Origin of the sequence: Streptomyces sp. NPDC007157 (assembly GCF_040634235.1) — a bacterium.
GTDB lineage: Bacteria > Actinomycetota > Actinomycetes > Streptomycetales > Streptomycetaceae > Streptomyces.
This window is the reverse complement of record NZ_JBEYFE010000003.1, coordinates 14,394-37,416: the sequence shown is the minus strand read 5'-3', so window position 1 is coordinate 37,416 and position 23,023 is coordinate 14,394. Positions and strand designations below refer to the sequence as shown.

The window sequence follows — 23,023 nt, the reverse complement described above, 5'->3', positions numbered from 1 at the left end:
CACCACGTCCAAGACCCAATCTGCATGGATTAATAAGCTGCTCTTATAGACTCGGGGTATGGAACTGCGGCAGATCCGGTATTTCCTGGCGCTGGCCGAGGAGTGCCACTTCGGGCGGGCGGCCACGCGCCTGCACGTGGCTCAACCGGCCCTCTCCCAGCAGATCAAACAGCTGGAGAAGGAGCTCAGGACCACCCTGTTCACCCGCTCCACCCGGCACGTCGCCCTGACCGAGGCCGGACATCACCTCCTGGAGCACGCCCGCACCCTGGTCGCGGAGGAGGAGCGCGCCCGCCGGCACATGACAGAGCTGGCCGGCGGCCACGCCGGACGGGTCTCGACCGGCTTCATCGGCACCGCCACCTACGACCTGCTGCCGCAGGTCGCCCGCACCGTACGGGCCCGGCTGCCCAGGATCACCATGGACCTGCGCGGCGAACTCCTCACCCCCGACCTGGTCGACGGACTGCTCGCCGGCACCTACGACCTGGCCGTCCTGCGCGGCCCCGCCGACCACGAGGACATCCGCACCACACCCCTGCGCTCCGAGTCCCTGGTGGCCGTCCTCCCCTCGCACCATCCCCTCGCGGCCCGGCCACGCATCTCGCTCAAGGCCCTGGCCGACGAGCCCTTCGTCGTCCACTCCTCGCGCTCCTCCATGTACGGCCGGGTCCTGGCCGCATGCCGGCGCGCCGGGTTCCAGCCCACCTCACTGATGGAAGTCGGGGAGACGGCCACACTGGTCGTCTTCGTGGCCGCCGGACACGGCGTCGCCCTGGTGCCCTCACCGGTACAGAGCCTCCGCCTCGCCAGCGTCGCCTACGTGCCCCTCACCCAGACGGAATCCGTCGATCTGGTCCTCGCGAGCCATGCCCGGCGCACCACCCCCGCCACCGAACAGGTCGCCTCGGTGATCAAAGAATGTGTGGACGGTCCCGAACACCGGCAGGCCCCGCCCTCTACGCTGGAGGGATGACGAGCGGCACAACAGGTGCGCCGGTGCGCTTCAGTACGACCGGTCTTCCCGAGGCGGAACGCATCGCCCTGTGGGAAGAGCACAACGCCGAGGCCCTGATCGGGCTGCGCTGCCGTTCCCTGCACGACACCGCCCTCGACGCGACGGAGATCAACCTCCAGCTGCCCAGGGCACACCTCGCCCGGGTCCTCGGCAGCCCCCATGTCGTGGAACGACCCGACGCCGAGATCCGCCGCGTGCCCTCCGACGCGGTGGCCTGCTATCTGACCCTGGCTGGCGACGCCTTCTTCTACTACGACGACGGCGTACGGCTGCTGCGTCCGGGACAGCTGCTGGTCTGCGACGCCGACCAGCCCTTCATCCGGGGCTTCTCGCACGGCCTGGAGGAGCTCGCGGTCAAGATCCCCCACCAGGTGTGGCGTGACCTCGGCGGGCCGCCCTCCCTGTCCCAGCCGCTGGTCATCGACGCCGGCGCCGTCCACACCCGGACGCTCGCCACCCTCGTCGCCCGGGCCCTGCCACCGGAGTCCTCCGTCGCCGCGAACGTGGACGAGGACGCCGTGCTGGACCTGCTCGTATCCGCCGCGAGCGGCCGCGCCCCCTCCCTGTCCACCGTCCACCTGACCGTCGCGAAGACCTACATCGACGACCACCTGGCCGACGCGGGGCTCTCCGCGGCCCGCGTCGCCCGCGGCATCGGGATCAGCGAGCGCCATCTGTCCCGGGTGTTCGCCGCGGGCCACACGAGCGTGCCGCGGTATCTGCTGCACCGCCGCCTCGAACGAGCCCGCACGCTGCTGAGCACCGGGGGAGCGGCCACCGTGGCCGAGGCGGCCGCGCGCTGCGGGTTCGTGTCGGCCGCCCACTTCTCCCACCGGTTCAAGGAACGCTACGGCCTGCGCGCCACCGACGTCCTGCGCGAGGCGCGCACCCGGTCGTAGCGGGGCGTGAGACCGGGGCGTAGCGGGGCGTGCCCGGGGCGTAGCGAGGCGCGCGCCCGGTCGTAGCGGAGGGCGGTTCAGGTGCCGTCGGGTGCCAGCACGACGTCGAAGGTGACCCGGGACCAGGACCGCTCGCCGAGATCCCGCCCGTCCGGCGTGGGCGTACCCGCCGGCTGTGCCACGAAGTCCTTGACCAGCGACTCCTTCACCCCGAACACGGAGTCCCGCTCCAGCAGTTCGTCACCGCGGACGAAGATGTGCGTGACCAGCGTGCGCAGCTCGGGAGCGCTCACCATGAAATGCAGGTGGGAGGCGCGCATCGGCGAACGGCCGGTCGCCGCCAGCAACCCTCCCACCGGTCCGTCGTGCGGAATCGGATACGGCGTCGGCGTGAGCCCCCAGAACCGGTAGCGCCCGTCGGAGTCGCTGAACAAATGCGCCCGCGCCGCCATCCGGTCGTCCCCGTACTGCGTGTCGTAGAAGCCGTCCTCGTCGGCCTCCCACACCTCGATCCGCGCCCCGGCCACGGGTTTTCCGGTGGAGTCGGTGACGGTGCCCTCCACCCAGCAGGGTTCCCCGGCGGCCCCGAAGGCGAGATCGCCGCCCTGGGCGATCTCGGGGCTGTTGTCGACGAAGAACGGGCCGAAGACGGTGGCCTCGGTGGCGTCGCCGTACGCCTCGTTGTTCACGGCGACCGTCTGCATGGAGGCTCCGAGCACGTCCGACAGCAGGATGAACTCCTGGCGGCGCTCGTCGGTGATGTGACCGGTGCGGGTGAGGAACTCGATCCCCTTGGTCCACTCGCCCTCGGTGAGCCGGACCTCTCGCACGAACGCGTGCAGATGGTGGACCAGCGACCGCATGATCTCGCGCAGCCGAGGGTCGGCGCAGTCGTCGAAGGACGCCAGCACCTGGCGGGTGATCTGCTCCTCACGCTCCTGCTGCTCGGCCGGGACGGGCTTGCGGGGGGTACGGGTGTCGTTCATCGGGCCTCCCAGGCGTTCCGGACGAGATCGGTGATCGCGTCGAGGGTGACGGGCCGCGGATTGCCCGCGGGCGCGGCGGCCACGACGGCCTCGGCCACGGCCGCCACACCGTCCCGGGGCATACCGAGGTCGCGCAGCGAGCGCGGCGCGCCGAGCCGGTCACGGAGGCCGACGAGCCCCTCGACAGCGGTCGGGGAACCGAAGGCCGCGGCCAGGCGTCGCTCCGCGTCCGGGGCGAAGGGCACGTTGAAGGCGAGGACGTGGGGGAGGACCACCGCGTGGGTCTGGGCGTGCGGAAGGTTGAACATGCCGCCCAGCACATGGCAGATCTTGTGGTGCAGTCCGGACCCGGCGGAGGCGAACGCCACGGCGGCCAAGTAGGCGCCGTACAAGGTCTGTTCGCGCCCGTCCAGCGCCTGCGGGTCCTTCACGACCAGCGGCAGCCCCGTCCGCAGCGCCCGCACGCCTTCGGCGGCGAGCGCCTGGTCGATCGGATCGGTCCGCGGTGCCCACATGGAGTCCACACAGTGGGCCAGCGCGTTGAGTCCGGAAGCGACACTCAGCCCGACCGGAAGGGAGAGCGTGAGCGAGGCGTCGTAGACGATGGCACGCGGCAGGACCTTCGCGTCCGTACCGGTGGTCTTCACGGAGTCCTCGGTCAGCCCCCATACGGCGGTGGCCTCCGAGCCGGCGTACGTGGTCGGGACGGCGACGATCGGCAGCCCGGTGGTCAGCGCGACCGCCTTGGCCAGCCCCGTGGTGGAGCCGCCGCCGACACTGACCAGGGCGTCGACGTCCTGTTCGGCGGCCGCCGCGCGAGCCCGTTCGGCGACCTCTACGGGGACGTGCATGACGACGTCGTGGTGCCGGTGGACCACGGGCAGGCCGGCGGTGACGCGATCGGCGAACTCCCGCTCGGCCGCTCCCGCGACGACCATCACCCGCCGGGCGCCGAGCGCGGCGACCTCCGCGGCCAGGCCCTCCTCGGCAGCGCCGGAGGCGAACCGCACCCGCTGGGGCAGTGTGTCGTGGACGAACCGCACGGTCTAGTCCCTTCCCAGGACGGAGAGCAGAGCAGCACGCAGCTGGTCCTCGGGGTTCTCGGGCAGCTCCATGGCCCGCCACGCGATGTGCTTGTCGGGCCGTACCAGCAGCACACCGCTCTCGTCGATCTCGCGCAGCTTGGCCCAGTCGTAGTAGAGGTCGGTCACTTCGCGGCCCGGGCCGATGACGACGGTCTTGAGCGGGACGCCCAACTCCTCGCCGACCTTCTCGGCCGCCTGCTCCCACGCCTCGCCCGCGATGCCGGTCAGCAGCGTCCAACGGTCGTACGGCGCCAGGTCCATCAGCGCGTGACGGTGTGCGCTGTCCCCGACCCAGGCGTGCGGAAGGTGCGCGCCGGGGACGGTCGACATCTCGTAGTACAGATCGGCGTCGCGTGCGGGCGCGGGCAGTTCGCTGCCGTCGGGGACGACGGCCGTCGAGGCGTAGTGCTGGCCCAGCTCCACACCGTGCGCGTTGAACTCGTAGTTCTTCAGCTCCATCGCGCGCACCAGCGCGGCCCGCTTGGCGGCCCCGGCAGGGGTGTTGGCCTTGCGTTCCTCGATGGCGGCCGACATCGCTGCCTCGTCCGGCGCGCCCAGAACGCCCAGTGCCTCGAAGATGTCGACGAACTCGCGGCTGGACTTGTTGGCGCGCTTGACGATGCGCTCGGCGACGGGAGCCCGCTCCGCCGTGTACGTCTCCAGCAGGCCCGCTCCCGCATGTCCCTTGACCACGGCCGCGATCTTCCAGGCGAGGTTGTAGGCGTCCTGGACGGAGGTGTTGGAGCCCAGCCCGTTGCTCGGCGGGTGCCGGTGCACGGCGTCGCCGGCACAGAACACGCGGCCCTGCTGGAGCCGGGTCGCGTACATCTCGTTGTTGCCCCACAGGCTGGTGCCGGTGATCTCCACTTCCAGGTCGGGTGCTCCGAGGAGGTTGCGGACGATCTGCACGGCAGCGGCCTCGTCGACGACCGGGGGCTCCCCGGCGATGTCGTAGCCCCACACGATCAGCCACTCGTTCCACGGACGCACCATGCGCACGAGCCCGGCGCCGATGCCGCCGACGTTCGAGCCGGGCTGGACGACCCAGTACAGGACCGACGGCCGGTGGGCCACGTAGCGGCTGATGTCGGCCTTGAACGTGATGTTCATCGAGCCCGCGATGTCCATCGCGCCCTCGAAGGGCAGACCGATGTCCGCGGCGACCTTGGAGCGGGCACCGTCCGCGCCGATCAGGTACTTCGCACGGATGCTGTACTCGTGCCCGGTGAGCCGGTCCAGCACCCGCACGGTGACTCCGTCGGCGTCCTGGGTGTGGGACAGGTACTCGCTGGAGAACCGCGTCTGCGCGCCGCGCTGCGCCGCGTTGCGGACCAGGATCGGCTCGAGGTACGTCTGCGGGATGTCCACGGTGAGGCAGGGGGACGCCAGCCGGTAGTCCGCCTCCCGGTCCGGCCGGGTTCCCCAGGTGTGGATACGGCCGATCTCCTCACCGGTGATGCTGGTGCAGAACACCGTGTCGCCGACGAGGGAGTGGTCCGTGGCGTCGGCCAGCACCTGCCCTTCGATGCCCAGATCGCGGAAGACCTCCATCGAGCGCTGGTTGGTGATGTGCGCGCGGGGGGTGTTCGCCGTCCACCGGTACTTCGTGATCATGATGGTGCCGACGCCCAGCGTCGCCAGCAGCAGCGCCGCGGAGGCGCCCGCGGGACCGGAACCGACGACCACGACGTCGGTCGTGACGGCCGAGTCGGCCGGCAGCTCGGTCTCGGACATCCCGTCGTTGAACATGGGCATCGTGCTGACCTTTCATCGATCCGGCGGCGTTGCCGGCAGCGCCAGTGTGAGACGGACGCGGACGGCGTGGAACAGCACGGCGGCGAGGTCGGCGGATCCACCAAGACATGGCGGATCCACGAAAGATCCGGTCACACCGCGAGGTCTGGACGCGCGGCCGTCGCTGAGCATCGGGCGGTAGGGCGGGAATCCCTCCGGTGTCCTTGCGGACAATGCCGCGCACCGCTCGTCCGCGCCCCGGTCCTCTACGCGCGTACCCCTGCACAACTCCTCTGTGCCATCAGGTAATTGACGTGGCGGTCGGGGGGCTGCTTCACTGAGGCAGTGGCTGAGCCACTGGACCAAGAAGTCGCTGAACCGGTGGGCCACTAGACCAGTGAGCCGCTGAACCACTGACCGAAGCCTGGGAGATCCTCCGTGGCCGTCGAAAGCATTCCGCGCCGAACCGTGGTCGACCTGCTGGAAGCACGGCTGCGTGACGACATCCTGAGCGGCACGCACGAACCCGGCTCCCTGCTGCCCCCCGAGAGGGAGCTGGCCGCCGGGTACGGGGTCACCCGTACGACGTTGAAACACGCACTGACCCGGTTGGAGCAGGCGGGACTGCTGAGCACCCGGCACGGCATCGGCACGCGCATCCTGGACTACCTGCGGGTCGGCGGCGCGGACCTGCTTCCGATGCTGGCCGCACAGGACCCCACATGGCTGCGGGAGATCTTCGAGGTACGGCGGCAGATCGGCACCCTGATCGCCGGCCGCGCGGCCGACCGGCGCACGGAACGACAGGCCCGGCGGCTGGAACACCTGCTGCGGCAGGTCGCGGACGGCCCGGACGCCGACGCCGTCCAGCTCGCCGACGCGGAAGTGCATCGCGAACTGGCGCGGGCCACGGGGAACCGGGTCTATCTGCTCCTTACGAACACGCTGTTCAACGCCTACCTTCCGGTACGGGCCTCGCTGCGGGCGCCGTTCGAGGACGCGGCGCGGGCGACGGACCGGCTCGCGCCGGTGGTGAGAGCCGTGGTCGACCGGGACGGCGAAGGGGCGCGGCGCGCCGCGGAGACGTATCTGGCGGACACCGAGAAGATCATGCTCGGTTCGCTGGGCAGTCCCCGCGGGCGGCCGACCGCCGACAGCCCCCGGTAGCCGCGCCTCCCGGCCACGACTGCGGGCCCGTCGGCTCCCGTGGCGGCGAGGTGTGCGCGGCGAGGCGGCCCGGGCGTGGCCCTGATCATGTGCGGATGTCCATTCGCCCTACGTTTTCTTGACTGTCATGTACGGGTCATATCGACGTGCCCTGGTGAACGCCCGACGGGGCGGGACCTGGCGCGCGGCTGCGACCCCTCAGGAGCCCGAGGCGATCCGGGCCCATCACCCCCAGGACGGCCGCCCGCTCACCGTGGGCGCGGCGGCGACCAACAACACAAGGAGCATGGTGAGCAGATCAAGCAAGAGACGCAGCGTCCTCGTCGGCGTGATGCTGTCCGCGGTCATCGGCGGCACCGTTCAGCCCGCGCTCGCCGCGCCGGCGCGGGACACGGGGGACCGGGCCACACCGTTCCGGCAGTCTCCGGTGCGGTCGACCGAACAGGAGATCGCGCGGGCGCTGTCCGCCTCGCTGCGCGACCCGCAGTGGCGCGAGCAGGTCCGCGCGGCCGCGCTCGGCACCGAGGACGTGGATCTCCAGGCGCTGGCGGGCAGGACCGCCGCCACGGAGGGCAAGAACCTGTTCGCTTCCGTCTCCGCGGCGGACCGTCGCATCGCGAGCCTGAAGGGGCTGCCCGCGTCGACCGGGTCGCTGCTGCGCGTTCGGCTGGGCGCGCCGTCCATGCGCTCGCACCTGAACGCCGATGCCACTCCCTGGATCGCCGTCGCCGCGGCCGACGACGACGCCAAGAGCATCACGGCGTACGACAGTCAGGGCCACGCCCACGCCGTCGACACCGCGCGCGTCCCCGACCGCCCGCTGTACGTCCTGGACATCGACGTCAGCAAGGCTCACCGGGCCGGCCTGAAGATGCTGCAGAAGGCCTTCGTCGACAAGGGGCTGACCTCCCTCCCGTCCAAGGCCGCGAACAGCGCCCACGCCGCCGCGGCGGGCTGGTGGGCGACCAAGGTCACGGCCGTCGAGGTGAACGACGACCAGGAGCCCTGGTTCAAAGGCTCCGCCGAGATGTTCTCCCTGGTGACCGGCTTCGGTCAGGACGGCACGGCGCGCGTCGACTCGGTGGACATGCCCTACCTGGACTACGACGGCACCGTGTACTACCCGAACCAGATCCTGGTCAACTGGTCGAACTACAAGTACAACCTGGCCGACGTCGTCATGATGGAGGACGACGACGGCACCAACTACCGTGCGCTGGCGCAGGCGATCACCACGGCGCTGCTCACCGTGACCGACCAGGGCACCTACATCCCGTTGGTGAACGCGGTCCTGAGCGCGATCCCCGACGACTGGTTCACCGACGACCCCGACTACGTGGAGTCCTGGTACACCCTGGCCCAGAATTCCTCGGGCCGGCTGAACGGCGCCTCGGGCAACGGCTGGATGACCGTCGAGCCCTACTTCGTCGAGGAGTTCTAGACCTCGCACGCAAGCGCGGACCGGCCGCCACCCGCCGATGAACGAGCCGGTCCGCGCCGTCGATGAACGCGCCGCTCCGCACCACGGAGCGGCCGTCGTGCCGGAGGCCGCACGCCCCCGACACCACGGCGAGGCCGTGTCCGGCACCGACCAAGAGGGGCGCCTGGACGCCGTCCGGCTTCAGGACCGGACGCGGAACGGGGCGGGCGGGGCGTGGGGCGACGTCACGGAGTGCTTCCTTCACGCGGTGTTCTGGTCGTGGGCCAGGGCGTGGGCGACCGCGGTGGTGCTCTCGTACAGGACCCGGTACTGGTTGAACCGGCGGTCGTGGACACTCGCGGTGGCGGGATCGGGCCGGACCACCGATTCCGCCGGATTCCAGGCCGTGATGTCCGGTCGGCCGATCAGCCCGGCGGCGAGGAAGGCGGCACCGTAGGCGGCACCGATGGTCGTGCGGGGGACGATCTGTTCGAGACCGGTGACATCGCTGACGATCCGAGGCCACAGTCCGCCCCGGGTGCCGCCGCCGACCGCGACGATCCGCCGGATGTCGGCGCCGGCCGCGAGCATCGTCTCGACGTTGTGCCGGACACCGTAGGCGGTGGCCTCCAGCGCCGCCCGCATCAGGTCGCCCCGGGTGTGACCCAGCGTCAGGCCCGCGATCACGCCCCGGGCGTCGGGGTCCATGACGGGTGTGCGTTCCCCGGCGAAGTACGGCAGCATCACCAGGCCGTTCGCCCCCGGGGGCGAGGCGGCCGCCTCGGCGAACAGCACGCCGAGGTCGACGTCGCCGAAGAGGTGCCCGAGCCAGTCGGTGACGGCTCCGGAGGTGGCCATACCGCCGGCCAGGCAACGGGTGCCGGGCAGGGCGCCGACCGTGGACCACATCGACGGGCTGGTCACGAGCCGGTCGACGGTGTTCACCAGGAACATCGTGGTGCCGTACATCAGCATCAGGTCGCCGACGCCGTGGCCGCCGACGCTGACCGCCTCGCTCCACGCGTCGATCGTCCCCACGATGACCGGCGTCCCGGCCGGGACGCCCGCGACGGGCGTGCTCACCCGGCCGGCCTCCTCGCCCGGCCAGCGCAGTGGGGGGAGTTCGATGCCGGGTGCGATGTGCTCGGCCCATTCGGGGATCCAGCGCTGCTCGTGGATGTCGAACAGCGGGGTGCACTGGCTGGCGGAATGCAGGTCCAGTACGTAGGCGCCGGTCAGTCGGTGGGCGAGCCACGAGGCGGGCATGAGGAGGCGGCGGGCGCGTGTCCACACCTCGGGCTCCCGCTCGCGGATCCAGGCGAGTTTCGGCCCGACGGCCTGGGACGACAGCGCCGAACCGCACCTGCGAAAGAGGGTGTCCGACCCCAACTCCCGGTTCAGCCGGGTGATCTGTTCCTCGGCGCGGGTGTCCACCCCGTACAGAACCGCCGGACGCACCGGCTCCGCCGCGGCGTCGACCAGGAGGGTGCACGGACCCATGCCGCTGACTCCGACGGCTCGGACGACGACGTCGTCGCGATCGAGCAACTCGGCCGCGAGCGAGACGAACTCGTCCCACCACACCTGTGCGTCCATCTCGACGTGCCCCGGCCGGGGACGGTCGACCACGTGCGTGCGCACGGCCTCGCCCAGGATGCGGCCGGCGGTGTCGACGACCACGCCCTTGGTGCTGGAGGTGCCAACGTCAACTCCGAAGACGACGTCGATCATGTACTGCCTCCCTCGGCGCCGGGTGCGCCACCGTAGATTGTCACGCGGTCCTGCGGGCGGCCGTGGTTCAGCCGGACCGCCGCCGGAGCCGTCGTCACATCCGTACCCGGTGACCTTGCGGCAGTCGTTGACATGACCCTGCCTTGTGGCTAGCTTCGCGAAGAGTTCCCGCTGTGCTTCCTGGGCGCCCACAGCCCAGGGTCCCATCGAAGCGTTCGCATCTCAGGCACCTCATCTCCACGGTTGGACAACGTTGTCAGCCTCCGGCGATCAAGACATCTCAGTGCGCCATCCATCACCCGGGGTCGCGTTCTCGGCGCGAGACAACGTTGTCGGACCTCCACTCCCGAGTAGAGGAGCAAACCCCGTGATCACACGACTGTCGAGACCCCCCGGAACCGCGGCGATCGGTCTCCTCGCCGCCGCCGCGCTCGCCGCGGCCGGGCTGTGCACGCCTGCGTGGGCGGCCGGGAAGGCCGCGCTCGTCACCTCGCCGGCGACTCTCGTCAATCCGTTCATCGGAACGTCGAACCAGGCCGACGACTTCCCGGGGGCCGACGTCCCGTTCGGCATGGTCCAGTGGAGCCCCGACACGCCGTCGCGCCCCGACGGCGGGGGCTACGAGTACAACGACTCGTCGATCACCGGTTTCAGCCTGACCCACATCGCCGGCCCCGGCTGTGGCGCGGCCGGTGACATACCGGTGCTGCCCACGGTGGGGGCCGTGAACACCGGTGCGACGGACGCGTTCTCGCACGCCAACGAGTCGGCGTCCGCCGGATCGTACAAGGTCGCGCTCAACAACCAGGTGACCACGGAGCTGACCACCACGACGCGCAGCGGCATGGCGCGCTTCACCTTCCCCTCGACCGGCCAGGCCAACCTGATCTTCAAGTTGACGGGCAGTCAGAACGGTGCCACCTCGACGCAGTTCACCAAGGTGTCGAGCACCGAGGTGAGCGGACAGGTGACCAGCGGCCACTTCTGCGGCGCGGGAAACACCTACAACGTGTACTTCGACATGGTCTTCGACCAGCCGTTCGCCGCGCAGGGCAGCTCGCTCGCCAAGGCCACGACCGCCACTTCCACCGCGCCGGCCAAGGCGTCGAAGAACGCCGCCGAGAAGCCCGACAGGCCTGTGCTGCACGGAAAGAACCCGGGCGCTTCGGAGCCGAGGTCCACGGACTCCCCGCGGTCCGCCAAGGACGCCGCCCCCGCGGCCGCCGCCTCGAACGGCTACGTCACCTTCAACACCACGTCCAACCCGGTAGTGCAGGCCAAGGTCGGCATCTCCTACGTGTCGGTCGCCAACGCGGTCGCCAACCGGACCGCGGAGAACACCGGTTGGGATTTCGACGCGACCCGCACCGCGGCACAGAACGCGTGGAACAGCACGCTCGGCAAGATGCAGATCGCCGGCGGAACCGCCGCGCAGCAGCAGAGCTTCTACACCGCGCTCTACCACTCGCTGCTGCACCCGAACGTGATCAGTGACGCCAACGGCCAGTACTACGGCTTCGACGGGAAGACGCACACCGTGGACGCCGGCCACAGCGCGGTGTACGCGAACTACTCCGGCTGGGACATCTACCGCTCGCAGGCCCAGCTCGAAGCCCTGGTCGCTCCCCAGGTCGCCTCGGACACCGCGCAGTCGATGGTCGACGACTACACGCAGACCGGGATCTTCCCCAAATGGTCGGAGAACAACGGCGAGTCGTACGTCATGGTCGGTGACCCGGCGGACGCCATCCTCGCCGACTACTACGCCTTCGGCGCCCGGAACTTCGACACCACGACCGCCCTGGCCGACATGGTCAAGCAGGCCAGCACGACCAACAACGACCGGCCCGGTCTCGCCTACCTGAACTCGCCGGGATACATGCCGCACGACGGCAGCTACGGCTGCTGCAACTTCTACGGCCCGGTGGCCACCACCCTGGAGTACAACACCGCGGACTTCGCGATCTCCGCGATGGCCGGGGCGCTCGGCGACACGGCCAACCAGAAGACCTACGCCAACCGCGCGCAGGACTGGCGTAACGTGCTCAACCCCGCCTCCGGCTTCGTGGAACCCCGAAACGCGGGCGGCTCGTGGACCGGAGGCTTCGACCCCACCAGCGGCACCGACATGGTCGAGGCCGACTCCTGGATCTACACCGGGATGGTTCCCTTCAACGTCGACGGGCTGGCGCGCGCCAAGGGCGGCAACACGGCGATGAACCACTACCTGGACACCGTGCTGCGCAGCTACACCGGAGCCGACGGCTACGCCTGGGTCGGCAACGAGCCGAGCATCGAGCTGCCGTGGGAGTACGACTACACGGGGCAGCCCTACAAGACGCAGGGCACGGTTCGGGCGATCCAGGACCAGATCTGGTCGAACACCCCGGGCGGCCTGGCCGACGGCAACGACGATCTCGGCGCGATGAGTGCCTGGTACGTGTGGTCGGCGCTCGGCATGTTCCCCGAGACGCCCGGAACCTCCGACCTCGCCCTCGGCTCACCGCTGTTCACCCAGGCCGTGGTCACCCTTCCCTCGGGCAGGACGCTGACGGTCAACGGCAACGGCGCCGCCGACAACGCCCCCTACGTCCAGTCCGCGGCGTGGAACGGGACGGCGTGGAACAACGCCTACGCCCCCACCACGGCGATCACGGCCGGTGGCACGCTGGACTTCACGCTCGGGACCGGCGCCAACACGTCCTGGGCGACGGCGGCCACCGCGGCTCCGCCCTCGTACGCGGGGGACACCGCGGCGCCGGCTTCGCCGCGGATCGGTCCGCTCACCTCGGCGGTGGCCTCCGGCCTGTGCGTGGACGACGCGTCCTCGGGCACCTCCGACGGCACCCACGTGCAGATCTGGGGCTGCAACAGCACGTACGCCCAGGACTGGATCGTCGCCGGCGACGGCACGATCCGGGCCCTCGGCAAGTGTCTGGACGCCGATCACAGCGGGACCACCAACGGCACGCTGATCCAGCTGTGGACCTGCAACGGCAGCGGCGCCCAGCAGTGGACCGCCGGCACCAGCGGGTCGCTGGTCAACCCCGAGTCGAAGCTGTGCCTGGACGACCCCAATTCCTCGACGACGAACGGCACCCAGCTCCAGCTGTACACCTGCAACGGCACCGCTGCCCAGAACTGGAAACTGCCGAGCTGAGCCGTCGGCGGGGGAGCTGACAGCCCCGCTCGTATGCCTCGGTGTGACGCGTTCCCGTGGGTCCAGGGCGATCGGCCGGGACCCACGGGAACGCGTTCGGCAAGAACCGGGGACTGCGCCGGTCAGGCCCTGCCCGTCGCGAGCGGCGCTCGTTGGGAGAGAAGCCGACGCCGGGGTTCCTGGGGCGAGACGCCACCGAACTGGACGTCCCAGTGGCCGTTCTGCCAGGTGAGGAAGACCGCGCCCAGGGGCGGCACCGCGAGATGCCAGAACGCTCTCGCCGGTACGGCCAGAGCATCGATGAGCACGGCCCGGACGACGGCTGCCTCGGTGACGGCCACCGTGTGGCCGGTGTGCGGCGCCATGCTGCTCAGCCAGTCCGCCGACCGGCGGCAGAGCTGTCGTACGGACTCTCCGTCGTGCGGCCTGGCATCCGGATCGGTGAGCCAGGCGGTGAACCCGGTGGGGTCGGTTGCGGCGATGTCCCTGACACTCCGGCCGCTCCACCTGCCCACGTCGAGGTCGCGCAGCATGGGCTCGGACGATGCCGCGAGACCGATGGCGTCAGCAGTCTCCGAGCAGCGGATCGACGGCGCCCGGACGGCCGAGTCGCAGGGAGAGAGCACTGCTCTCGCGGCGCCTGTCATGTGCATGTCTTCGTCGCTGAGATGGGCGTCGCCGAGGAGCGGATCCACAGTGGGGTCACCGCCGGGCGCACACAGAAGCGTCAGGTGGATCGACATGGGACCTACCTCTTTCCTGGCCGGGCGTGGCTTCAGACGGTGTGGCGGCTGCCGGCACCTCGTGCCTCACCTGCTCCACAGTCGGTGCAGGCCCCCCACCGGCACCATCCGCCAGGTGTCCGAAACCCCCCCGCCGACCGGCCGACCCACCCCCGCGCAGAGCGGGCAAGCACGCAGGGACGAGGCAGGGGCGGACCCCGGCGCGCGGCCCGCGAACGCGCGGGCGGTCGCCTCCGTGGCGGCGGTCACCGATCGGGCTCGTGGGGCAGTTCGAGCCGGAGCTCGTAGCCACCCTGATCCGTGGGGCCGGACGTGACGGTACCGCCGAGAAGCTCCGCCCGCTGGGCCAGACCCGCCAGGCCGTGGTGGGCGCTGGGCAGGGCTAGCGCGCTTCGGGTGGGGGCGGTGTTGGTGACCGTGGCGCAGAGGACACCCTCCCTGAGCCCGATACGGACGGTCACGGCGGCGCCTGGGGCATGTTTGCGGACGTTGGTCAAAGCTTCCTGCACGGTCCGGTAGACGGCCCGCTGGACCGTGGGCGGAAGCTCCTCGGGCACATCGATCTCCAGCTTCGCTTCGATGCCGCCGGCCTCCAGCAGGTGCTCCAGGTCCGCGAGCGAAGGCTGCGGGGTGAGCTCCGTGGGCCTGCTGCCGGAGGCCCGCAGCACACCGACCATGTGCCGCAGCTCCTCCAGGGTCTGCACGCTCAGGCGGCGGATCGTGGCCGCGGCCTGTCTCGTCTGGGCGTCCCGGCCGCCCACCTGGAGCGCTCCGGCCTGTACGGCGATGAGACTGACCTGGTGGGAGACCACGTCGTGCATCTCCCGGGCAAGCTGGGCGCGCTCCTTCGCCAGCACGCTCTGCGCGGTCAGCAGCCGTTCCTGCCTGCGGGCCTCGGAGATGTCGGCGAGCCGCAGCGACAGCTCGCGTCGGGCCTGGACGAGCTGGCCCAGGAAGACCGGAGCGGCGGCGGTGGCCAGCGTGTAGCTGAGATGGAACAGGCTGTTCGTCTGGGACAGCTCGGTGGCGTCGAGGGACGACCACGGCCAGGGCAGGAAGTCGATGATCGCGTAGAGCAGCGCGCAGCCGCCCAGCATGAACCGGTGGCGGTTGACGGAGGACAGGGTGTACAGCGCGGCCGTGGGGGCGACCACCGCGTCGGTGACCAGGCCGGTGGGGAGCGTGAGGACGAAGGTCGTCAGGGGCAGCCGGTGGCGCAGCACCAGCGCGAGGGCGCCGAGCACCGCGCAGGCAGTGGTCGGCCGGTCCTCGATGTCGACGTGAGCCCAGGCGTCCGCCAGCGCGACCCCGACGAGAGCGATGTCGATGAGCGCGGCACGCGGCTTCCGGCGGCTCACCGGGCGCCCTCGTCCTGCGCGTGCGGGAGCAGCCCCGCGCGCTCGGCGATCAGAGCCGCCTGCACGCGGCTGCTCACCCGCAGTTTGCCGAGCACGTTGGTCACGTGGCCCTTGATGGTGCCGGTACTCAGGTGCAGCCGCTCGCCGATCTCGTTGTTGGCGAGTCCTTCCGCCATGAGGACGAGCACGGCACGCTCACGCTCGGTGAGCCGAGCGGTGAGACGGACGGCGGTGGGCTCACGACCGTTGTTGTCGAGGTAGCCGCCCACCACCAGGCGGGTGACCTTGGACGACAGCACGGTCCCTTCCTCGGCCAGCGTACGTACCAGGTAGGGAAGCTGCTCGGGATCGGTGTCCTTGAGCAGGAATCCGGCGGCGCCCGAACGCAGGGCGGTCGCCACGTACTCGTCGGTGTCGAACGTGGTGAGCATGGCGACCACCGGCGGTTCCGGCATAAGGCGGAGGTCGGCCAGGATCGTGAGCCCGTCCACGTCCGGCATCCGGATGTCGAGCAGCACGACGTCGGGGCACAGCTCCCGCACCGCCTGTACGGCCTGGCCACCGGGTACCGCCGCGACGACTTCGATGTCGTCCGCCGTTTCGAGGATGTGCGTGAAACCCGTACGGATCAAAGCCTCGTCATCGACCACCAGTACCCGGATCATGTGCGCTCCGCTCCTCGCATACCCCGGTCGATGCGTACCCCCGCGAAGCCTGCCCGCCCGTGGCCGGCGCACAGAACCCGCCGGTTGGCGGCGCGACCTCAGCCGGTCGGCGGCGGCGCCTGCCCACCGCCCCGGCGGCAGGCGCGCAACCTCGGCGAACAGCGCGCCCGGCTTGCCGTGGCGCAGCCAGGACCGCCCCGCTCCTCTCACTACGCTGAGCGACGGGAGACCGCACGGACCAGGACAGATCGGGAGACCATGGCCCTCGAGCTCGACATCGACCGCATCCGCCAGTTCCTCGGCGAAGGTGTCCGCGACAAGGTCTACCCGGGCGCCGTCTGGGCCGTCGGTGACCGCTCCGGAAGCATGGCCCTCGGCACCCCGGGGGTCCTGGATCCCGACCAGCCCGACGAACCGATGCGGCACGACACCGTCTTCGACGTCGAAGGCCTGACGGAGGTCCTCGCGGTGTGGTCGTCCATCGGATCCCTCGTCGAAGTCGGCAAGCTGCACCTCGACGAGCAACTGGGTGCCTTCTGGTCCGAGGCGCGCGGTCATCCGCTGGGCCGGGTGAGCACGCGCCACCTGCTCACCCATACGGCAGGCATTCCGCTCCGGACCGACCTGTCGAACCTGTACGGCACCGACCCCCAGGACATCCGCGACGGCGTCCTCCACGACGCCGTGCGTCGCCCGCCCGGGGAGGCCGTGGAATACACCGACCGCGCCGCCCTCGTCCTCGGCTATCTCGCCGAAGAACTCTCCGGCCGGAGCCTGGACGACCTCGCGGCCACCGAAGTCTGGCAGCCCCTCGGTATGACCCACACCCGCTACGGCCCCTTGCCCGACGCATCAGCCGCCCGCTGCGCGCCGACCGAGGTCGACGACATCAAGGGGTCCCGCCTGAGGGGTATCGCCCACGCCTCGTCGGCGCGCCTGCTCGGCGGCGTCTGCGGCGTCTCAGGGGTGTTCTCCGTCCTCCCCGACCTCGCGGCCTTCCTGCGCCACCTGCTCCAGCCGGCACGGGACGCAGGCCGACCGGGCTTCGGCACCGCCTGGATCACGGAGTCACTGCGCACCCAGACCGGTGCACTTGTCCCCGCCGGCGGACTGTTCTGGCACCCGGCCCAGGGAACGGCTCCCGGAGTCGACGACATCTGGGAGCACTACGGCTCCGGCGCAGCAGGCGCATGGCTGTCTCCCCAGCAGGGCCGCTGGGCGGTCCTGCTGACCAACGCGCGCTACTACACCAGGGATTACGGATCCCTCGTCCACGTCCGCAACACGTTCCGGTCGCTCGCCTTCGCCTGACCGCGCCCCGTGACCGCGGGCGCATTTCCGACGCCGACGCGAGCCGTGTCGGCCTGTACGAGGGGGCGCCGAGGTCGCGTTCGCCGTCGCACAGGCCACCGGTTGCCTCGGCACGACCGCAGCCGGCCGACGCACCCACGGCCTCAGTTCATCTTTCCGGTCCGGGCGTCGTGCCACAGGTCGACGCCGCCGTCGACGGCGTACGTGTCGATGTCGGCCAGCTCCTCCGCGGTGAACTCCAGGTTCTCCAGAGCGGCGACGTTCTGCTCGAGCTGTTCGGTACGCGACGCACCGATGACCAGCGAGGTGACCCGCTTGTCACGCAGTGCCCAGGCGAGTGCCATCTGCGCCAGGGTCTGCCCACGGCGCTGAGCGATCGCGTTGAGTGCGCGGAGCCTGTCCACCATGTCGTCCGACAGCCAGTCCGTGTCGAACGACGTGCCGGCCGCGGCCCGCGAGTCCTCCGGGATGCCGTCGAGGTAGCGCCCGGTGAGCAGGCCCTGCGCCAGCGCCGTGAACCCGATGACGCCGAAGCCCTCCTCCTGCGCCGCGTCGAGCAGCCCGTCCGTCTCGATCCAGCGGTTCACCATGCTGTACGACGGCTGGTGGATGAGCAGGGGCGTGCCCAGTTCCCGCAGGATCGCGGCGGCCTGCCGGGTGCGCTCGGCGTCGTAGGAGGAAATCCCGACGTACAGGGCCTTTCCCTGGCGGACGGCGGTGTCGAGCGCGCCCATCGTCTCCTCCAGGGGCGTGCTCGCGTCGAGGCGGTGGGAGTAGAAGATGTCGACGTAGTCGAGGCCGGTGCGCCGCAGGGACTGGTCGAGGGAGGCCAGCAGGTACTTGCGGGAGCCTCCGCCCTGGCCGTAGGGGCCGGGCCACATGTCCCAGCCGGCCTTCGTGGAGACGACCAGCTCGTCCCGGTACGGAGCGAGGTCCTGCTTCAGCAGCCGCCCGAAGTTGAGTTCCGCGGAGCCGTAGGGCGGCCCGTAGTTGTTGGCCAGGTCGTGGTGGGTGATTCCGAGGTCGAAGGCGCGCAGCGCGATGTCCCGCTGGCTGTCGAACGACCGGTCGTCACCGAAGTTGTGCCAGTAGCCCAGCGACAGGACGGGCAGGTCGAGGCCCGAACGCCCGGTGCGCCGGTAGCGCATCGTGCCGTTGTACCGCTCGGGATCCGCGACGTGGTTCATGGGGGTCTCCGCAGGTGACAGTGGGTTTCATGCCGTTCGTGGGGCGAACGTGCCTACTGTGCCCTGGCGCGATTCCCGAGTCCAACAGCTCACGCACATCGCATTCATCGGTGTCACTTCTCAAAGAGAGCCCCGCGGAGCAGGCCGTGGCCGCCGCCCAGCCCGACCTCTGCGGTGGGCATGGAGGCCGTGGCGGCTGTGCGGGGACGGCGCGTGCGCCCCGTCCCCGCGTACTCTCCTGGTGGTCAGACGGCCGCCGTGAAGGTGTAGTGCCCGGCCGGCAGATGGTAGGTCGCCGGGCCCGTCGGGACGGCCTGTGCCGGGGCGACGACCGACTCCGGCCGTGAGGTGGGCACGGTGACGGCTGCGGAGGTGTTGACGGGCACGGTGACGTGGAGCCTGAGCCGGCCGCCGGAGACGGCCCAGTTGCTGGCCGCGCTGCCGTACGGGGTGTCGTAGGTGCTGACGGCGGAGGTCAGGCCGCCGCCGGGCAGCGGCGCGATGCGCAGGGAGGCGTAACCGGGGCTCGCGGGGCCGAGGCCGCCGACCTGGCGGTAGAGGAAGTCGCCGACCGAGCCGAGACCGTAGTGGTTGAAGGAGTTCATGCCCGGGTCGTTGAACGAGCCGTCGGTGCGGATGCCGTCCCAGCGCTCCCAGATCGTGGTGGCCCCGTGGTCGATCATGTAGCCCCAGCCCGGGAAGGCGCGTTGCAGTAGAATCCGGTACGCGGTCTCGACATGACCGTGGTCCGCCAGCACGGGCAGCAGGTTCTCCACGCCGAGGAAGCCGACGCTGAGGTGTCCGTCCGTGGCAGCGACCTTGGCGGCGAGCTTGTCCGCGGCGGCCCGGACCAGGGACGCGGGCAGCAACTCGAAGGCCAGGGCCAGCACATAGCCGGTCTGGGTGTTGCCGCGGACCGTGCCGTCGTCCGAGACGAAGCGGGCGCGGAAGGCGGCTGTGACCTGGTCGGCGAGCTGCCCGTAGGCGGTGGCCTCGGCGCTGCGGCCGGTGGCAGCCGCCATGCGCGACACAAGGCGGGCCGACCAGGCGAAGTAGGCCGTGCAGATGAGGTCCTGGGCCGTGTTGTCGTCGACGTTGAGCCAGTCGCCGAAGGTCTGCTGATCGCGTATCAGGTCACTGCCGGACGTGGCGCGCAGGTAGTCGACCCACTGGGCCATCGCCGTGAAGTGCCGGTCCGCGACGGTGAGATCGCCGAAGCGCTGCCACACCGTGTAGGGAATGACCACCCCCGCGTCCCCCCAGCCGGCCGTGCCGGAGCCGCCGATCACCGCGGGCGCGACATCGGTGAAGGCACCGTTCGCCTGCTGGGCGTCCGTGAGGTCGTCGACGAACTTGGTGAGGAGGGCGTGCGTGTCCAGGTTGAAGGTGGAGGTCGCGCAGAAGGCGGCGATGTCGCCCGTCCAGCCCAGACGCTCGTCCCGCTGGGGGCAGTCGGTCGGGATCGAGAGCATGTTGCTGCGCTCACCCCACACGATGTTGTGCTGGAGCTTGTTGAGGAGCGCGTCGGACGCGCTGAACGTGCCCGGCTGCCGGGCGTCCGTCCACACCGCTCGACCGGTGACGGTGGTGGCGTCGGGCCGGAAACCGGACGGCAGGCCGCTGAGTTCGACGTAACGGTAGCCGTGGACGGTGAACCGGGGTTCGTACGTCTCCACGCTCCCGGTGCCGGCGAGGGTGAAGGAGTCGGTGGCCTGGGCGGCGCGCAGGTTGGTCGTGTAGAGCGTGCCGTCGGGGTTGAGGACCTCGCCGTGCCGGACGGTGACCGTGGTGCCCGCGTCGCCGCGGACCGCGACGCGGTTCCAGCCGGCGAAGTTCTGCCCCAAGTCGAAGATCCACACCCCCGGCCGCGGCTCTGTCACCGACAGCGGACGGAATTCCTGCTGCACGGTGACACCATTGTCGACCTGCGCCACCAGTGGCGGGACGGGCCCGTCGTGAACGGCGACGGCCGTCCAGCCGCTGTCGTCGAAGCCCGGCGAGTCCCAGCCCTCGACGTGCAGGCGCGCGTCGTAGGTCTCGCCCTGGTACAGATCGTCCGCCGTGATCGCGCCGGTGGCCGTCTTCCAGCTCCGGTCCGTCGTCACCAGCTGGGTGGATCCGTCGGTGTAGGTGATGAGCAGCTGTGCGCCGTAGAACGGCTGTGTGCCGTAGTGCCGGCTGCCGGCGAAGCCCAGGTTGCCCGAGTACCAGCCGTTGCCGAGCCAGGCGCCGAGCACGTTGGCGCCCCGCCGGATGTGCGCGGTGACGTCGAACACCTTGTACTGAAGGCGCTTCGCGTAGTCGGTCCACCCGGGGGCCAGCACGTCGGCGCCGACCTTCGCGCCGTTGAGCCGTGTCTCGTGAAGACCGAGCGCGGTGGTCAGCAGCCGTGCGGAGGCGACCCGCCCGCGCACGCTGAAGTTCTTGCGCAGCATCGGCGCCGGCCCCGCGACCTGGACGTTCGATCCCCACGGACCGCTGCCGTACGGGGCGAGCGCGCGTGCGGCGGGCCAGGCGCTGTCGTCGTATCCGGGGCTCTGCCAGTCCGCGGGCGGGTCCTGGTGCGACCTCCACGCATCATCCGTGACCACGGTCGGGCCGCCCGTCACCGTGAGCTTGGCGATGAGTCCCGCCGGGGAGAGGGTCGTGTTCTGGCTCGCGACCGCGAGGGTGTTGTCGCCGCTCTTGAGATACGCGGTGACATCCACCGTCGCGGCGTTCTTCCACGAGTCGGTGACGCGTCGTGAGGTGCTCACCCGGGTTCCGTTGACCCAGACGTCGGCGGTGTCGTCCCCGGTGACGATCAGGCTCGCGGCGGCGGGGGCGTTCGCCAGAGTGAAGGTGCGCCGGAAAGAACGGGTCGCCACGGGCGCTTCGGACGCGGGATCGCCTTCGGGGTACCAGATCCAGGTGGCCCCCGAAAGGTCCGGTCCCGGCGGCCGCCCGATGAACGCGGCGGACCACTCCTGCGCGGGCGCCAGCAGCCCGGTCTCGAACCACTTCGGCTTGCTCCACGCGGCCGCCCGGCCCTGCGTGTCCCAGACACGCACCCGCCAGAAGTAGCGGGTCAGGCTCTTCAGGGGCACGCCGGCGTAGGCGATGTCGACCTGCCGGTCGGACGCGACATGCCCGCTGTCCCACAGCTCACCGGAGCCGTCGGCCGTGGCCGAGACCTGGATCCGATAGCCGCCCTGACGCTGCTGCCGCTCCGCCGAGTCGAGGACCCAGCCGAAGCGCGGGTGTGCCGCGTCCACGCCCAGGGGGAGGGCGCGATGCTCCACCGTGCAGGCGGCCACGCTCAGCGGGGACGGGGACGAGAGGTCGGGAGCGGCCACCCGGGAGTACCAGGGGGCCGTTCCGTAGGCGCCGAGATCCCGGGCGGCCGGCCAGCCGGCGTCGGCGAAGCCGGGCTGTTCCCATCCCGCGGGCACGTCCTTGCCCGCCGACCAGCGGCCGTCGGTGACGACATCGGTCGTGCCGCCGGTGGTCCGCACGCGGATCCGTCCTATGACGCCGGCCGCGCCGCCCTCGGTCCGGCTCGCCAGCGCGATGGTGTTGGTCCCCGCGGTCACGGCGGCCCGCAGGTCCACGTACAGGGCGTCGCGCCAGGACCGGGCGACTCTGGGGGAGCCGGCGAGGGGTCTCCCGTTGAGCCATACGTCGACGGAGGCGTCGCCGGTGACGACGAGCTGCGCGTCGGTCACCTCGCCCTCGGCGACGGTGAAGCTCGTGCGGAAGTAGCGGTGTCCGGCGGGGGCGTCGGAGCCCGGACCGCCTTCCGGGTGCCAGATCCAGTGGGCCGGGGAGAGTCCGACGGGTCCGACCGGGGGTGTTCCGGTGGCCGCCTGGGCGCGGTCGGCGAACGTGCCGACAGCACCCGCGGCGAGAGCACCCGCTGCCAGCGCCGACGCCGTGCCGAGGAAGCCGCGTCTGCTGACCGGGGATTCCTCGTGAGGCGTGCGCGAGCCGGAGTCGGGCGAATCGGGTGAGCCGGGGGTGGGGGGTGTGGTCTGACTGGCCAACGGAGTACTCCTTCACACGCGTCGGGCGAAGCAGGGCGGCTCGGTGAGCGGCGGACGCGGACGGGAGGTCCCGTCCGGTCGCGGTCTGCGGCGGGTCGGACGATCGTCGGTGTTCGTGGCAGGTGACCGACTGAGCGCGAGGGTGCCTGGAGGATTGAATCGTTTCAAACCGTTAATGCGGTGGAAATGTATGAGAGTTGATGAGCGGCGTCAATAGGGTGGCGCATCGTTTCATCGACACACTCGCGCACCCCTGAGCGAGGCGACCGAGCACGCCCGAGGCGCCGGTCAGGGGGAGGTCCCGCCATCGCCGGTGCGGCCATGTCTCGTATCCAAACGCCCGTATGCAATAGGGCCGTTCGCTGAACAACTCGCTGCGCCGGCGCCGCCCTCGTCGGCCGCAGACCGACCGGACTCATCCCTCCCGCGCCGCAGCCGAAGCCCACGCGTGGCTGGCCGAATACGGCCTGCCCGGACGGACCGTGTTCGTTTCCCGCGCTTGTTCTTCGACCTTTGGCGGGGTTTCGGAGATGCCGG

At 70.7% G+C, this 23,023-nt stretch carries 15 protein-coding genes; 6 read left to right on the top strand and 9 right to left on the bottom strand.

Annotation, left to right across the window (positions count from 1 at the left end):
- Window positions 1-58: 58 nt before the first annotated feature.
- Both ABZ642_RS05835 and ABZ642_RS05830 read left to right on the top strand, forming a co-directional pair.
- Window positions 59-976 carry a LysR substrate-binding domain-containing protein gene (locus tag ABZ642_RS05835; RefSeq protein ID WP_360477721.1) on the top strand — a complete coding sequence of 306 codons (918 nt, stop codon included), beginning with the start codon at window positions 59-61 and terminating at the stop codon, window positions 974-976.
- Window positions 973-1,917 carry an AraC family transcriptional regulator gene (locus ABZ642_RS05830; protein WP_360477718.1) on the top strand — a complete coding sequence of 315 codons (945 nt, stop codon included), beginning with the start codon at window positions 973-975 and terminating at the stop codon, window positions 1,915-1,917. The genes ABZ642_RS05835 and ABZ642_RS05830 overlap by 4 nt, the downstream gene beginning before the upstream one ends.
- A gap of 77 nt (window positions 1,918-1,994) precedes the next feature.
- Here the strand turns inward: ABZ642_RS05830 and ABZ642_RS05825 are convergent, their stop codons facing one another.
- From ABZ642_RS05825 to ABZ642_RS05815, 3 genes are read right to left on the bottom strand one after another with little or no spacing between them, the layout of a single operon-like run.
- Window positions 1,995-2,903 carry an intradiol ring-cleavage dioxygenase gene (locus tag ABZ642_RS05825; RefSeq protein WP_360477714.1) on the bottom strand — a complete coding sequence of 303 codons (909 nt, stop codon included), beginning with the start codon at window positions 2,901-2,903 and terminating at the stop codon, window positions 1,995-1,997.
- On the bottom strand, window positions 2,900-3,946 hold the full coding sequence (locus ABZ642_RS05820; protein WP_360477711.1) for a maleylacetate reductase: 1,047 nt from the start codon (window positions 3,944-3,946) through the stop codon (window positions 2,900-2,902). Before ABZ642_RS05820 ends, ABZ642_RS05825 begins: the two co-directional genes overlap by 4 nt.
- Before the next feature lie 3 nt (window positions 3,947-3,949).
- Entirely contained in the window at window positions 3,950-5,743 is a 1,794-nt protein-coding gene (locus ABZ642_RS05815) for an FAD-dependent monooxygenase (protein ID WP_360477708.1), read from the bottom strand.
- 417 nt (window positions 5,744-6,160) lie between these two features.
- Here ABZ642_RS05815 and ABZ642_RS05810 point away from each other — a divergent pair, with 417 nt between their 5' ends.
- Together ABZ642_RS05810 and ABZ642_RS05805 are read left to right on the top strand one after the other, a co-directional pair.
- Complete coding sequence (locus ABZ642_RS05810; RefSeq protein WP_360477705.1) at window positions 6,161-6,889, top strand: GntR family transcriptional regulator; 729 nt, start codon at window positions 6,161-6,163, stop codon at window positions 6,887-6,889.
- A gap of 154 nt (window positions 6,890-7,043) precedes the next feature.
- The gene (locus tag ABZ642_RS05805) at window positions 7,044-8,330 is read left to right on the top strand and encodes a DUF3103 family protein (RefSeq protein ID WP_360477701.1); all 1,287 of its coding nucleotides are present in this window, start codon (window positions 7,044-7,046) and stop codon (window positions 8,328-8,330) included.
- A 240-nt stretch (window positions 8,331-8,570) separates the two neighbouring features.
- On the opposite strand, the gene ABZ642_RS05800 is transcribed toward ABZ642_RS05805, so the two are convergent.
- Window positions 8,571-10,040 carry an FGGY family carbohydrate kinase gene (locus tag ABZ642_RS05800; protein WP_360477698.1) on the bottom strand — a complete coding sequence of 490 codons (1,470 nt, stop codon included), beginning with the start codon at window positions 10,038-10,040 and terminating at the stop codon, window positions 8,571-8,573.
- 367 nt (window positions 10,041-10,407) lie between these two features.
- Between ABZ642_RS05800 and ABZ642_RS05795 the strand changes: the two genes are divergently transcribed.
- Window positions 10,408-13,200 (top strand): lectin, encoded by a 2,793-nt coding sequence (locus ABZ642_RS05795; protein ID WP_360477695.1) that lies wholly within the window; start codon window positions 10,408-10,410, stop codon window positions 13,198-13,200.
- 122 nt (window positions 13,201-13,322) lie between these two features.
- Here ABZ642_RS05795 and ABZ642_RS05790 read toward each other — a convergent pair whose 3' ends face one another.
- From ABZ642_RS05790 to ABZ642_RS05780, 3 genes are all read right to left on the bottom strand, one after another.
- Window positions 13,323-13,943 carry a histidine phosphatase family protein gene (locus tag ABZ642_RS05790; RefSeq protein ID WP_360477691.1) on the bottom strand — a complete coding sequence of 207 codons (621 nt, stop codon included), beginning with the start codon at window positions 13,941-13,943 and terminating at the stop codon, window positions 13,323-13,325.
- Window positions 13,944-14,188: 245 nt separating this feature from the next.
- Window positions 14,189-15,301 (bottom strand): histidine kinase, encoded by a 1,113-nt coding sequence (locus ABZ642_RS05785; RefSeq protein WP_360477688.1) that lies wholly within the window; start codon window positions 15,299-15,301, stop codon window positions 14,189-14,191.
- On the bottom strand, window positions 15,298-15,966 hold the full coding sequence (locus ABZ642_RS05780) for a response regulator transcription factor (protein ID WP_360477685.1): 669 nt from the start codon (window positions 15,964-15,966) through the stop codon (window positions 15,298-15,300). The genes ABZ642_RS05785 and ABZ642_RS05780 overlap by 4 nt, the downstream gene beginning before the upstream one ends.
- A 258-nt stretch (window positions 15,967-16,224) precedes the next feature.
- Between ABZ642_RS05780 and ABZ642_RS05775 the strand changes: the two genes are divergently transcribed.
- Window positions 16,225-17,277: a serine hydrolase domain-containing protein gene (locus tag ABZ642_RS05775; protein WP_360477682.1), complete on the top strand. Its 1,053-nt coding sequence runs from the start codon at window positions 16,225-16,227 to the stop codon at window positions 17,275-17,277.
- Between the two features lie 143 nt (window positions 17,278-17,420).
- Here the strand turns inward: ABZ642_RS05775 and mgrA are convergent, their stop codons facing one another.
- Window positions 17,421-18,464, bottom strand: a complete 1,044-nt coding sequence (gene mgrA / locus ABZ642_RS05770) for an L-glyceraldehyde 3-phosphate reductase (protein ID WP_360477679.1) — start codon at window positions 18,462-18,464, stop codon at window positions 17,421-17,423.
- Between the two features lie 245 nt (window positions 18,465-18,709).
- On the bottom strand, window positions 18,710-22,486 hold the full coding sequence (locus ABZ642_RS05765) for a family 78 glycoside hydrolase catalytic domain (protein WP_360477676.1): 3,777 nt from the start codon (window positions 22,484-22,486) through the stop codon (window positions 18,710-18,712).
- Window positions 22,487-23,023 lie beyond the last annotated feature (537 nt).